This window comes from Leisingera sp. (genome assembly GCF_034669605.1).
Taxonomy (GTDB): Bacteria; Pseudomonadota; Alphaproteobacteria; order Rhodobacterales; family Rhodobacteraceae; genus Leisingera.
The window spans coordinates 1-12,099 of record NZ_JAXMOX010000147.1 but is presented as its reverse complement, the minus strand read 5'-3'; the positions used below and the strand labels follow the sequence as shown (position 1 = coordinate 12,099).

The 12,099-nt window shown below is 65.7% G+C and carries 10 protein-coding genes and 2 pseudogenes; 3 read left to right on the top strand and 9 right to left on the bottom strand.

The genetic code is table 11. The features are described from left to right. Window positions 1-139: 139 nt before the first annotated feature. The 5 genes from VOI29_RS16985 to VOI29_RS16965 form a co-directional block, all read right to left on the bottom strand. Window positions 140-274, bottom strand: a complete 135-nt coding sequence (locus VOI29_RS16985; protein WP_323781252.1) for an aa3-type cytochrome c oxidase subunit IV — start codon at window positions 272-274, stop codon at window positions 140-142. Continuing rightward, window positions 267-389 carry a hypothetical protein gene (locus VOI29_RS16980; RefSeq protein ID WP_323781250.1) on the bottom strand — a complete coding sequence of 41 codons (123 nt, stop codon included), beginning with the start codon at window positions 387-389 and terminating at the stop codon, window positions 267-269. The genes VOI29_RS16985 and VOI29_RS16980 overlap by 8 nt, the downstream gene beginning before the upstream one ends. Window positions 390-460: 71 nt before the next feature. After that, the gene (locus tag VOI29_RS16975) at window positions 461-913 is read right to left on the bottom strand and encodes a DUF6173 family protein (protein ID WP_323781247.1); all 453 of its coding nucleotides are present in this window, start codon (window positions 911-913) and stop codon (window positions 461-463) included. 26 nt (window positions 914-939) lie between these two features. Beyond that, window positions 940-1,986, bottom strand: coding sequence for an MBL fold metallo-hydrolase (locus VOI29_RS16970; protein WP_323781244.1), 1,047 nt, complete (start codon window positions 1,984-1,986; stop codon window positions 940-942). A gap of 3 nt (window positions 1,987-1,989) precedes the next feature. After that, entirely contained in the window at window positions 1,990-3,693 is a 1,704-nt protein-coding gene (locus VOI29_RS16965) for an acyl-CoA dehydrogenase (RefSeq protein ID WP_323781241.1), read from the bottom strand. 142 nt (window positions 3,694-3,835) lie between these two features. Here VOI29_RS16965 and VOI29_RS16960 point away from each other — a divergent pair, with 142 nt between their 5' ends. Further along, window positions 3,836-4,786: an L-threonylcarbamoyladenylate synthase gene (locus VOI29_RS16960; RefSeq protein WP_323781237.1), complete on the top strand. Its 951-nt coding sequence runs from the start codon at window positions 3,836-3,838 to the stop codon at window positions 4,784-4,786. 123 nt (window positions 4,787-4,909) lie between these two features. Here the strand turns inward: VOI29_RS16960 and VOI29_RS16955 are convergent. Beyond that, window positions 4,910-5,479 (bottom strand): annotated as a pseudogene (locus tag VOI29_RS16955) (YqgE/AlgH family protein); the annotation flags it as partial. A gap of 168 nt (window positions 5,480-5,647) precedes the next feature. Here VOI29_RS16955 and VOI29_RS16950 point away from each other — a divergent pair. Together VOI29_RS16950 and VOI29_RS16945 are read left to right on the top strand one after the other, a co-directional pair. After that, complete coding sequence (locus tag VOI29_RS16950) at window positions 5,648-6,469, top strand: protein-disulfide reductase DsbD domain-containing protein (protein ID WP_323781234.1); 822 nt, start codon at window positions 5,648-5,650, stop codon at window positions 6,467-6,469. Next, on the top strand, window positions 6,466-6,927 hold the full coding sequence (locus VOI29_RS16945) for an NUDIX hydrolase (RefSeq protein ID WP_323781232.1): 462 nt from the start codon (window positions 6,466-6,468) through the stop codon (window positions 6,925-6,927). Before VOI29_RS16950 ends, VOI29_RS16945 begins: the two co-directional genes overlap by 4 nt. Here the strand turns inward: VOI29_RS16945 and VOI29_RS16940 are convergent. The 3 genes and pseudogenes from VOI29_RS16940 to VOI29_RS16930 all read right to left on the bottom strand — a co-directional run. Further along, window positions 6,897-10,292: an efflux RND transporter permease subunit gene (locus tag VOI29_RS16940; RefSeq protein ID WP_323781229.1), complete on the bottom strand. Its 3,396-nt coding sequence runs from the start codon at window positions 10,290-10,292 to the stop codon at window positions 6,897-6,899. The genes VOI29_RS16945 and VOI29_RS16940 overlap by 31 nt on opposite strands. Before the next feature lie 5 nt (window positions 10,293-10,297). Continuing rightward, on the bottom strand, window positions 10,298-11,752 hold the full coding sequence (locus VOI29_RS16935; protein WP_323781225.1) for an efflux RND transporter periplasmic adaptor subunit: 1,455 nt from the start codon (window positions 11,750-11,752) through the stop codon (window positions 10,298-10,300). 128 nt (window positions 11,753-11,880) lie between these two features. After that, a pseudogene (locus VOI29_RS16930) lies at window positions 11,881-12,099 on the bottom strand (molybdenum cofactor biosynthesis protein); the annotation flags it as partial.

The following is a 12,099-nucleotide window of genomic DNA, read 5'->3' as shown; positions in this document are numbered from 1 at the left end:
CCCGGGTGGCGGTAAGACACCCGGGCCAGGGTTTCGGCATCCGCATTGGGCTGCTGCGGTGCCGCGCACCCCGCCAGCGCCAGCAGAACCGCGCCGAGGCACAGAAGATTGCGCACGGCGCGCTCTCCGGATCAGGCGGTCAGGTGGCGAAGATCGCCAGGAAGACGGCGAAAATGACCAGGGCAATGCTGGAGCGGGTGATGAAAGTCAGAAAGCCCGCGTAGACTTTTTCCTGAACCGCGGTGTCCATGGTGCCGTGCTGATGTTCAGCCATGTGAGTTATCCCTCAATTCACGTGCATTTTTCTGGTGATTACTGGATTTGCCGTCCTCTGTCACCACGTCATTCGGGCGCATCAGCCGGAAATACGCGGTGAATTCCGCAGCCATGCCCGCAGTCCTGGCATCCGGCCGGCCCGGCACCGCCGCAGAGGCGAATCGGCCGGGCCCTGCCCTTGGGCTTATACCTGCTCCAAATCCGAAGCGAGCCGGAAGCCGATCCGGTTGGCCGGAGCTTTGTCCTGCGCCTTGGGCACCGCCCGCAGCATCACATTCAGCTGACTGACATGCTGCACCAGCTGGGTGCGCGCACCGGGGCCTTCGCTGCCATAAAAGGTGATGATATCGGGATCGTAATAGCCCATGCCTTCGATCCGGAGCACCCCCGCATTGCCGCCGGCAAAGCCCATCGCAACCTCGTGCTCGGCGTCCAGCTGCTGTTCGAAGTTCTGGATATAAAGAATCAGCCGCTCGTAGGCCCAGCGCGCCGGGCTTTTGGCCGCATCCTGAGTTTGCAGTTTGTCCGGAATCTTGCGCAGGCCTGCACAGGCCTCGGGATCGGTATGAACCTCGTGCACGCAGGGCAGCACCGCCGCCTCTGCCGCTTCGGCGCTGGTAGAAATCTCGTCGCTCATGGTGTCTCCCTCGAATGCGGGGTGCGTCACCCCTTGCGCTGATAGAGCCAAGCGCCGTCTTCGCGTTTCCAGCGGTCCACCTGGCCGGTGTGGTACAGATGATTTACATGGGCCACCGCCTCGACCAGCGCAAGCCCGTACTCGCCTTCAGCGATTGTGCGCTTGAACAGCGGCGCAAAGCAATCGGCGGCTGTCTGCGGCACACTAAGGTGATCCATCAGCCGCTCCAGCGCGCCGTGGTGATTGCCGATCAGCTGCTGCATCCGCAAGGGCAGCCGGGTGAACGGCAGCTTGTGCCCGCCCAGGGCCAGATGATCGGGCCGCGCCAGTTTCGACAGGCGCTCGCAGGCCTCCAGCCATTCGCCCAAGGGATCCGCCATCGGCTCGGTCGCATAAACGCCGATATTGGGGCTGATGGTTGACAGGATCTGGTCGCCGGTGATCACCAGATTGTCGTCGCGGCTCCAGAAGGTTGCCTGTTCGGGGGCGTGGCCGTTGCCGATATGCACATCCCAGACGCGCCCGCCCATGCGGATCACGTCATCCTGCTGAATGCGGGTGAAGCCCAGCGGCATCGGATGAACCGTATCGGCAAAGTTGAAGGGCCGGTCGCTGGCCCGTTTGTCATAGAAGGCCGTGTCCATGCCCGCACTGCGGTAGTAGGCCAGCGTCTCCTCCGGCCAGGTCTCCTGCACATCCAGCGTCAGCATGCGGGCAAACAGCCAGGCGGTGCGGGTGGTGACCAGTTCGGCGCCATGCTGCGACTGGAACCAGCCGGCCAGACCGATGTGGTCCGGGTGGTGATGGGTGCCGACAACCCGGGTGACCGGCTTGCCCTTCAGCGGGCCCGCCATCAGGCTGTCCCAGATCGCCCGGCTTTTGCGGCTGTTGAAACCGGTATCGATCACTGTCCAGCCATTGCCGTCATCCAGCGCGTAGATATTGACGTGATCGAGCTTCATCGGCAGCGGCTGGCGCATCCAAAGGACGCCGTCGGCCACTTCGATGGCTTCGCCCTGTGCGGGCGGTTCTTCCCAAGGGGTGCGGGGGGAGACGTCGGGAATGTCAGTCACAGATCAACCTGCCAATTCATCAAGGGTGAGGGCAAAGACCCCCGCAGCGCCGGCCTGGGCATGGGCCAGCAGGCTGCTATGTTCGGGCAGCATCCGGGTGATGTAGTACCGCGCCAGTTTTTCGCGCGGACCACCCTGATCCGCCATCGCTGCCGCCAGATGGTAATGGCTGCCCAGCACCCGGGCAAAGGCCCGCAGGTAGGGCACGGAACCGGCAAAGCGGTCCTGCATGTCCTGCTGGGCGACCAGCCACTCGGTGGCTTCGCGCAAGCTTTCACAGGCCTGCCAGACGGATTCGGCCATGTTCGGATGGGTGGTGCGGGCGCGTTCGGCCTGCTCTTCGATCTCGTCGATCAGGGCAAATCCCATCTCGCCGCCGTCCATCATCTTGCGCGCCACCAGATCCATCGACTGAATGCCATTGGTGCCCTCGTAGATCGCCGTCACCCGCACGTCGCGGTAATATTGCGCGGCACCGCTTTCCTCGATGAAGCCCATGCCGCCATGCACCTGCACCCCGGTCTCGGCCAGCCGGATACCGGTATCGGTTCCGAATGCCTTGGCTATCGGCGTCAGGAATGCTGCGCGGGCGGCCCAGTCCTTTGCACCGGTGGCGGTCTGCATGTCGATGGCCTGCGCACAGGCCAACAGGATTGCGCGGGAGGCAAACAGGTCCGCCTTCATCTCCATCAGCATCCGGCGCACATCGGCGTGGTCCGCAATCGTGCCGCTGGCAGTCTTGCCCTGTTTGCGTTCCAGCGCATATGCCAGCGCATGCTGATAGGCGCCTTCGCCCGCCCCCACGCCCTGGCCGCCGACGCCGAGGCGCGCATTGTTCATCATGGTGAACATGGCTGCCATGCCGCCATGCTCCTCGCCGATCAGCCAGCCGGTGGCACCGTCATATTGCATCACGCAGGTGGGGGAGCCGTGCAGGCCCATCTTGTGCTCGAGGCTGACGACCTTCAGATCGTTTGCCGCGCCCGGATTGCCATCTGCGTCCGGCAGGAATTTCGGCACCAGAAACAGGGAAATCCCCTTGGTCCCCGGCATGCCGTCCGGCAGCCGCGCCAGCACCAGATGGCAGATGTTGCCGCAGAAATCATTATCGCCCCAGGAGATGAAGATCTTCTGGCCGCTGACCGCATAGGTGCCATCGCCGTTCGGCTCGGCCTTGGAGCTGAGCGCCCCCACGTCCGAACCGGCCTGCGGTTCGGTCAGGTTCATGGTGCCGGACCACTCGCCGGAGATCAGCTTGGGCAGATACAGCTCCTTGATCGCATCCGAGGCGTGATGCTCCAGCGCCTCGATCTGGCCCTGGCTCATCAGCGGTGCCAGCTGCAGCGACAGGCAGGCGCCCGCCATCATTTCGTTGACCGCGGTGGCCACCGTCAGCGGCAGCCCCATGCCGCCATGTTCCTCCGGCGCGCTCATGCCGATCCAGCCGCCCTCGGCGATGGCTTTGAACCCATCGCCGAAACCGGGCGAGGTCCGCAGCACGCCGTTGTCCAGAAAGGCCGGGGTCAGATCCCCGTTGCGTTGCAAGGGGGCCATCACTTCGCCGCACATCTTGCCCGCCTCGTTCAGGATCGCACTCACCACATCCGGCGTTGCCTCGGCAAAGCGGTCTGTGGCCGGGATGGCGTCATAGCCGACGACGTGGTTCAGCAGAAACTCATACTCGGAAACGGGGGCACGGAAAGTCATGGGCGTCCTCTGGAGGTCATTTAAGGGGCAACCTGGCACGGGCGGCCTTGGCTTCCCGGCACTGGCCTATTATGGTCACTGGCTTGACCGATTACCTAATCGGACGCTCATCTCAATCAACCAAAACGCCGCGTCACCTGGAATGCCCCTGCACAGCACCGAAATTCTTGCCGCCACGGCAACCGGCATTGCCCGCGCCGCCCAATTGCTGCGGGACGGCAAGCTGGTCTCTTTCCCGACCGAGACGGTCTATGGCCTTGGCGCCGATGCCCGGCAGGGCAAGGCTGTGGCAGCGATCTATGAGGCCAAGGGGCGGCCCTCCTTCAACCCGTTGATCGCACATGTGCATTCCGCAGAGGCCGGCCGCCGCTATGTGGTCTGGAACGAAACCGCTGAGCGGCTGGCACAGGCCTTCTGGCCCGGTCCGCTGACCCTGGTGCTGCCGCTGCGCGCGGGCCACGGAATATCGCCGCTGGTCACTGCCGGCCTCGGAACTTTGGGCTTGCGCGTGCCAGCGCATCCCGCAGGCCAGGCCCTGCTGCAGGCGCTGGACGGTCCGGTGGCCGCGCCCTCCGCCAATCCCTCGGGCAGGATCAGCCCCACCACCGCGGCCCATGTGCGGGCCGGGCTGGACGGCCGCATCGCCGCGATTCTGGATGACGGCGCCTGCGGGGTCGGGCTGGAATCGACCATTGTCGGGCTGGCAGGCCCGGCGCCGATGCTGCTGCGCCCGGGCGGGCTGGCGGCAGAAGATATCGAGGCCGTGCTGGGCAAACAGCTGGTACTGCGCGACGTCGAGGACCCGCTGACCGCCCCGGGCCAGCTGCTGTCCCACTACGCCCCGGGCGCGCCGGTCCGGCTGAACGCCGTCAAGGCTGAGGATGGAGAGCTGTATCTTGGGTTCGGCCCGGGAGGAGGCGATCTGAACCTCTCCGCCAGCGCAGACCTGGCCGAGGCCGCCGCCAATCTTTTTGGCCACCTGCACCGTCTCGACGCCCTTGGCAAACCCATCGCGGTGGCGCCGGTTCCGGATCACGGATTGGGCGAAGCCATCAACGACCGGCTTGTCCGCGCTGCCGCGCCCAGGGATTGAGCCGCCCTGGCACCCGGCCGTCCGGCCAAGACACTCCCGCCCGATTGAAACCGATCAAAGACGAGTGCCAATCTGTTTGGCATAGCGCTGCGCAAGCGCGGCGCGGCGTCTCATATCAGCCGCTCAGGCGTGGCCGGCGCTGGCTGACAATGTCAGCGGATCGACCCCAAGGGTTTTTAGCGATGCTTCCCATTTGCTGTCGTCCGCCAGGCTGAAAACAAGCTCCGGGCTGGCGTCGGCCGTCAGCCAGCCGTTCATGGCAATCTCCGCTTCCAGCTGACCCGGCCCCCAGCCCGCATAGCCCAGCAGCACCAGCAGTTGCTCCGGTCCCTGCCCCAGGGCGATGTCTTCCAGGATGTCCAGCGTCGCGGTCATCGAAAACCCGCCCGGCACCTTCAGCGAGCTGACGTCCGATTCGTAATCCGGCGTGTGCAGCACAAACCCGCGCTGGGTCTCCACCGGACCGCCGAACCGCACCGGCAATGCCGCCGCCGCGCTGCCCTCTTCGCCCATGTCCAGCTGCTCCAGCAGATCGCCCAGCGCCACCCCGTCCGCAGGCTTGTTGACGATGAGGCCCATCGCCCCTTCCTCACCATATGAGCACAGGAAAACCACCGAATGCTCAAACCTTGGGTCGCCGATTCCGGGCATTGCAATCAATAGCTTGCCAGTCAGATCCATGTAATTCCGTCTTTCCTGCTGCCTGTCTCCACCATGACGCCCCCCCGGGCCGCACGCAAGGGGTGCAAAGGGTCAGCCCGGTCAAGCCTCCGGCAAAATTGCCGCAAACCTGCCCCTACTCCAAGACAATGACCGGAACGTGACTTGGCAAACCCTGCTGCCAGGCGCATGTATCGGGGCATGAGACCGAAGCTGAACAGACCCATGGCCGCCCTGGCGGTTTTGCTTGCCGCGGCATCAGGCGCCCCGGCCCTTGCCGGCGCCGCCGACGGCGGGATCGTGCAGATAGAAGTGCTGGACGGCGGCATGACCCCGCGCGGCACCTATATGGGGGCGCTGCGGATCAAGCTGCAGCCCGGCTGGAAGACCTATTGGCGCGCGCCTGGCGACGCCGGCATTCCGCCCAGCTTTTCCTGGCGCGGCGCGCGCAATGTGGGCGGGCTGTCGATCACCTGGCCCGCACCCGAGGTTTTTCAGACCTCCGGCTACCGCACCATCGGCTATCACGACCAGCTGGTGCTGCCGCTGGAGATCACTCCGGAAACGCCGGGCAAGCCGGTGCGCCTGAAAGGCCGGATGCAGCTGGGTGTCTGCAAGGACGTCTGCGTACCGGCCGAGCTGAGCTTTGACCACCAGCTGGACAGCACCGCAGGCCGCAACCCGGCAATTGCCGCTGCGATGGCCAGCCGCCCCTGGTCGGCCAAGGAAGCCGGTGTGCGCCATGCCGCCTGCAGCCTGCGCCCGTCCGAATACGGCATGAAGGTCACCGCCCGCATCTCGATGCCCTCTGCCGGCGGCAAGGAGGTTGCGGTGATCGAACCGGGCAATCCCAAGCTGTTTGCCGGTGAGACCACCACGCGGCGCGAAGGCGGGCAGCTGGTGGCTGAAGCCGAATTCCTGCCTGCCGATGACAGTGCCTATGCCATTGACCGCTCGCAACTGCGGATCACCGTGCTGGGGCAGAACCACGCGGTGGACATCCAGGGCTGCAGCGCCGGATGAGCCCTGCCGCCAGTCCCCAGCGTCCGGTTCTGGGCACCATTGCCGTGGTCTGCCGCCGCATCGGCGGCCGGGACCAGGTGATTCTGGTGCAGCGCGGCAAAGAGCCGAATGCGGGCTGGTGGGGCTTTCCCGGCGGCCATGTGGAGATGGGGGAGACCGCCCTGCAGGCCGCCGCGCGTGAGCTGCAAGAGGAAACCGGGGTTATTGCCAGACCGCTGGAGTATCTTACCAATGTCGATGTGATTGCCCGCGGCGAGACTGGCGCGGCACAGCGCCAGTATCTGCTGACGGTGGTCCTGTGCGGCTATATCAGCGGCGAGCCGGTGCCGGATGATGACGCCGAACAGGCCGAGTGGATCCCGATTGCCGAGATCGAAACCCGCGGACTGCAGCTGCTGGAACAGGTGGCGGATGTGGCCCGGCTGGCTCAGGCCCGCTGGCGGGCGTTGAACCGGTAGGCGGCGCTTCCGGCCAGATAGGCCAGCAGCGCCAGAACCAGCGCCCCCGCAACGCAGGCCAGCAGCCCGGCGCGCACCGGCTCCATCGCCGCCAGCGCGGGAAAAGCCCGCAGCACCGGATGCAGCGCGCCGGTGGCCATGGCCCAGCCCAGCGTCAGCACCAGCCAGCCAAGCTTAGCCAGCGCGGTGCCCAGCACCAGCCAGCGCAGCCCCCCTGCGCCGCGCCGCAGAGCCCGGCGCAGCGAAGTCATCGGGCGCGTCAGATCCCGCTGCATGGCCACCAGTGCAGGCACCACCAGCAGAACCAGGAACATGCCGAACCCAAGGCCATAGACGAGCGTGATCACCGTCGGTTTCAGGAACTGCGCCTGTTGCGAGCGTTCGAACAGCAAGGGCGCCAGACCCAGAACCGTGGTCATCGTGGTCAGCATCACCGGCCGCAGCCGGTCCGCCGCCGCATCGATGATCGACGGCACCAGCCCGCGGTCTTCGGCGTACTGGTCGATGGTGGTCACCAGCACGATGGAATCGTTGATGATGATCCCGGTCATCCCCAAAAGACCCACCACAGTGAACATGCTCAGCGGCACCTCCCACATGTAATGCCCCCAGATCGTCCCGACGAGGCCGAAGGGAATGATTGCCATCACCACCAGGGGCCGGGTCCAGCTGGCAAAGATCCAGGCCAGCACCAGGTAGATTCCCGTCAGGCACAGAATCAGCCCGGTGCCCGCCTCTTGCAGGAAGGTCTGCTCCTGCTCTGCGAGGCCCGACAGGGTCCATTCCACCTGCCGCTCGCTGGCAATCTTCGGCAGGATTTCGTCCTGAAGCGCTTTCATCACCGCTTCGGCCCGGGCGGGATCGTCCTCGGAGATATCGCCCGAGACACTGATCACCCGGATGCCGTTTTCCCGCCGCACGGTGGAAAAGCCAGTGCGCTGGGTGACCGAGACGATATCGGCCAGCGGCACGTAGATACCGCTGGGCGCCCGCATCAGCGTGCGCTCCAGGAAATCGGCGGTCAGCTCATTTTCGGGCAGCTCTACCCGGATGGTGGCACTGCGCGGCCCGTCCGGGTAGGTGGCCGCCTCAATTCCATTCAGCCGCGCCCGCAGTGCCTGGCCAAGGCTGCCGATGGTGAAATTCAGCGCCTGCCCCTGCGGGGTGAGGTCGAGGATCACCTCCTCCTTGTCGTAGGCCAGATTGTCCTCGACGGCTGAAACCTCGGGAAAGCGCAGCAGTGCGGTTTTCAGGTCTTCCGAGGCATCCTTCAGCACCTGCACGCCGGGGCCGGAGAACTGCACGTCAAGCGCATCGCCGCCCGGTCCGGAACGCCAGCTGCGGAAAGACACCGTCTCGGCCATCGGATGCCGTGCCACCCGCTCCTGCAGCTCAGCGACAAACGCAAAGCTGGAATAGGGGCGCAGGTCGGCGTCGATCAATTCAATCGAGATCCCGCCCAGCAGATCTGTGTCCTTGGCCTCAACCCCGCCCAGGCCGCGGCCGGCATTGCCGCCCACCTCGGCCATGACGAAATCCAGCGGATTGCGGCCATAGCGGGTGGCATATTCCGCGCCCAGCGCCTCGGTCGCGCGTTGCATTTCCTGCATCATCGCCAGGGTGTCACTACGGCTGGCGCCCTCCACCATGGCGAAATTGCCGGTCACCGAGCCGCGCTCAGGCGCGTTGAAAAAGCGCCACTGCACATCGCCGCTGATGAACAGCGCCGCCTGGCTTGCCAGAACTGCAAGCGCCCCGGCCAGCACGGCATAGCGGGCCTGGACCACCCAGCCCATGAACGGGCGGAACGCGTTGTCGCGCAGCCAGCGGAAGCCGCGGTTCACCATCCGGTTCGGCCAGTCATACCAATGCCGCGCCTGGGCATGTGTCAGCGCATGGGCCAAGTGGTTGGGCAGGATCAGAAAACATTCCACCAGCGAGGCCGCCAGCACCGCGATCACGGTGAAAGGGATATCGCGGATCAGCTCGCCAAAACGCCCCCCCACAAGGGTCAGGCCAAAAAAGGCGATGATGGTGGTCAGCGTTGCCGCGAAGACCGGCATCGCCATGCGCCGGGCCGCGTTCTCGGCGGCCTGAACCGGGCTTTCGCCCAGCCGCCGCACCCGGAAATCGGCGTGTTCACCCACCACGATGGCATCGTCCACCACGATCCCCAAGGTGATGATCAGGCCGAACAGGCTGACCATATTGATGGTGATCCCGGCAGCATACATCAGCGCCACGGCGGCAAACATCGAGGCGGGGATGCCCATTGCCACCCAGAAGGCAATGCGGGTGTTGAGGAACAGGAACAGCAGGCACAGCACCAGGGCGAGCCCCATCAGCCCGTTGTCGACCAGGATATCCAGCCTGTTGGTGATGTGCTCGGCCCGGGTGCGGATCAGCTGTGCCGTCACCCCCTGCGGCAGGCTGGCCTGCATTTCCGCAACCACCTCCTGGACCTTGCCCTGCAGGCGGATGGCATTGCCCTGGTCCGAGCGGTCAACCCGGATCGACATCGCCGGATGCTCGCCGACGAAATAAGAGCGGTTGCGGTCCACTCCCTCCACCCGCACCTGTGCCACATCCGCGATGGTCAGCACCGAGCCGTCGGGATTGGTGCGCAGAACGATCGCTTTCAGCTCATCGGGCTGGCGTTTCTCGCTGCCGGTGCGGACCCGCGCATTGGCGCCGGTCACATCGCCTGCGGGGTCGGCGTCCACCTCGGCGGCAATGGCCCCGGCGATCTTGCGCATGCTGATGTCATGGGTGATCAGCTTGGCAGTGGGCACCTCGACGATGGTCTCCGGCGCCGCCACGCCGCGGATGGAGGTCCGGGTGACGCCGGCCTCGAACAGGCGGGCGACCAGTTCGTCCGCGAAAAGGCCCAGCTGCGCCGCCCCGACCGGCCCGGTAATCACCACATCGGTCACCCGGTCGCGCCAGGCGCCGCGGCGCACTTCCGGCTCCTCTGCCTCCTCCGGCAATGTGGTGATGCCGTCGACCGCTGCCTGCACATCGTCGGTTGCCTGCCCCATGTCCGAGCCCGGCTCAAACTCCAGGGTCAGCGTTGCCCATCCTTCACGCGAGCTGGAGACGGTCTCCTCCACACCGTCCACGGCCAGGAGCGCCGGTTCCAGAACCTGCACGATGCCGCTGTCCACATCCTCGGGGCCGGCGCCCTCCCATTCGACGGTAACGGTGACGCTTTCGACAATCACATCCGGGAAGAACTGCGCCCGCATGTTGGGCATTGCTGCGGCCCCCAGCACCAGCATGATCACCAGCAACAGGTTCGCGGCGGTGCGGTGGCGGGTGAAGTAACTGAACAGCCCGCGGGCCGGCCGGGGGAGCTTGCGGGCCATGCGCTTCAGCCTCCCATCCGGGTTTCGATGCGGGAGACCAATTGCGCGGGCACCTTGGCCTCGGCCAGCTGCTGCAGCATCCTGGCCTTCATCTCCGACGGCATCCGGCTGTTGCCTTCCACCATGGCCACCAGTCTTGCCCGGCGCTCATCGCTCAGTTCGATCAGCTCGGGCAGCGTCGGTGCCGCGGCGCCCTGGCGCAGCGGACGCACTTTGATGCCAGGCCCCAGAAGCGGTGTGCGGCCGGTCACAACCTCGCGCCCTTCCAGTCCCGATCCGCGGATCAGCACGTCGCCGCCCTGACGGCGCACCAGCTCAACAGCCAATGCTTCCAGCCGGTCCCCGGCGCCCAGCACCAGAATAGAACCATCCGCGCCCAGCGCCGAGGCCGGAACACGGGCCACCGCTGCGACCTCAGGCTCAGTCACTTTCACGGTGACAAAATCGCCCGGTTCAAACCCCGGCGCGGCCTGCAGCCGGGCATAAACAAGCCGCCCGGTCTGCCCGTCGCCGGCAGCGCCGCTGGCGCGGGAAATCTGCCCCGTGGCGCTGAGACCCGCCCCGGCCGCATCCAGTGTCACCCGTACCGGCGCCTGCAGCAGATCGCCATCAGCGCCGAGCAGCCTTGTGTATTGCGCGGTTGAGACCCGGAACGCTGCCTCCAGCAGATCCGGATCAACCAAATCCGCCAGCTTTTCATTGGCTGAAACCAGCCGTCCCTGCACCAGGTTCACGGCTTGTAAGGTCCCGTCAAAACCCGCTTTGATCGTGGTATCGTCCAGCTCGCGCCGTGCCTCGTCCAGCGCGATTTTCGCCCGGGCCACACGGGTGGCAGCCTGATCGGCGCGCGCTTCGGCCTGGCTGACGGCCTGGCGGCGCGAGATCACCGCCTGGCGCGCCTGAACCGCCGCAAATTCTGCTGTTTCCACGGTGGCAGCGGTGCCGACACCGCGCTCCTGCAGGTCCACTTGCCGCTGAAACGCCCGCTGGCGCAATTGCGCCTGGTCCTGGGTGGCCTGCAATTCGTCCTGCGCCAGGATCAGCGCCCGGCCGGCATCGCGTTCCTCGGCGCGGGCATCCATCATGTCAGCCTCGGCCCGGTCCAGTGCGGCTTGCGCGTCCACCGGATCGATTTGCACCAGCACCTCGCCCGCACGGACCGCGCCGCCTTCCTCGAAATCCTCGGCCAGCTGCACCACCCGGCCGCCAACGGCCGTGCGCAGCTCCAGCGTGCGGCGGCTTTCCACCCGGCCAAAGGCGGTCAGCTCCGGCGCCACAGTCTGCAGGTCCGCCGTCACCACATTGACCGCAAACACCCGTTCGCGCACCGGCGGCGTCTTTTTCTCCGCATTCAGCTGTGCATCAATCGCACTGAAAATCAGCTGCCCGGCATAAAGCAGCAGCGCCACCGTTACGGCCGCCAGGAACACCCCTGTCACACTCTGACGCAAAAAGCGCATGTCTCTCCCTTCCGGTGGCGGATGCTGCCGGGGCCGCCATTGCAGCCAGCCAAATTGCAAATGCCTTGTGCCCGCTTGGAAATATACGATTTTCCGCACAGGTTTACGAGGTTACACGCCGTACCGGATTACTTCCGGCGCAGTTGTTCCTCCAATCTGGGCATAATTTCCACGAAATTGCAGGGCCGGTGGCGGTAATCGAGCTGTTTTGACAGGATTTCATCCCAGCCGTCCTTGCAGGCGCCGGGGCTGCCGGGCAGTGCAAACAGATAGGTGCCGCCCGCAACGCCGCCGGTGGCCCGCGACTGCACCGCGCTGGTGCCGATCTTCTGCATCGAAACCAGGGT

Bases quoted from the DNA above. Each gene is read 5' to 3' on its own strand.
- VOI29_RS16980 (WP_323781250.1), bottom strand. From the start codon at position 389: ATGGCTGCGGAATTCACCGCGTATTTCCGGCTGATGCGCCCGAATGAC.
- VOI29_RS16975 (WP_323781247.1), bottom strand. From the start codon at position 913: ATGAGCGACGAGATTTCTACCAGCGCCGAAGCGGCAGAGGCGGCGGTG.
- VOI29_RS16950 (WP_323781234.1), top strand. From the start codon at position 5,648: ATGAGACCGAAGCTGAACAGACCCATGGCCGCCCTGGCGGTTTTGCTT.
- VOI29_RS16965 (WP_323781241.1), bottom strand. From the start codon at position 3,693: ATGACTTTCCGTGCCCCCGTTTCCGAGTATGAGTTTCTGCTGAACCAC.
- VOI29_RS16960 (WP_323781237.1), top strand. From the start codon at position 3,836: ATGCCCCTGCACAGCACCGAAATTCTTGCCGCCACGGCAACCGGCATT.
- VOI29_RS16985 (WP_323781252.1), bottom strand. From the start codon at position 274: ATGGCTGAACATCAGCACGGCACCATGGACACCGCGGTTCAGGAAAAA.
- VOI29_RS16945 (WP_323781232.1), top strand. From the start codon at position 6,466: ATGAGCCCTGCCGCCAGTCCCCAGCGTCCGGTTCTGGGCACCATTGCC.
- VOI29_RS16940 (WP_323781229.1), bottom strand. From the start codon at position 10,292: ATGGCCCGCAAGCTCCCCCGGCCGGCCCGCGGGCTGTTCAGTTACTTC.
- VOI29_RS16935 (WP_323781225.1), bottom strand. From the start codon at position 11,752: ATGCGCTTTTTGCGTCAGAGTGTGACAGGGGTGTTCCTGGCGGCCGTA.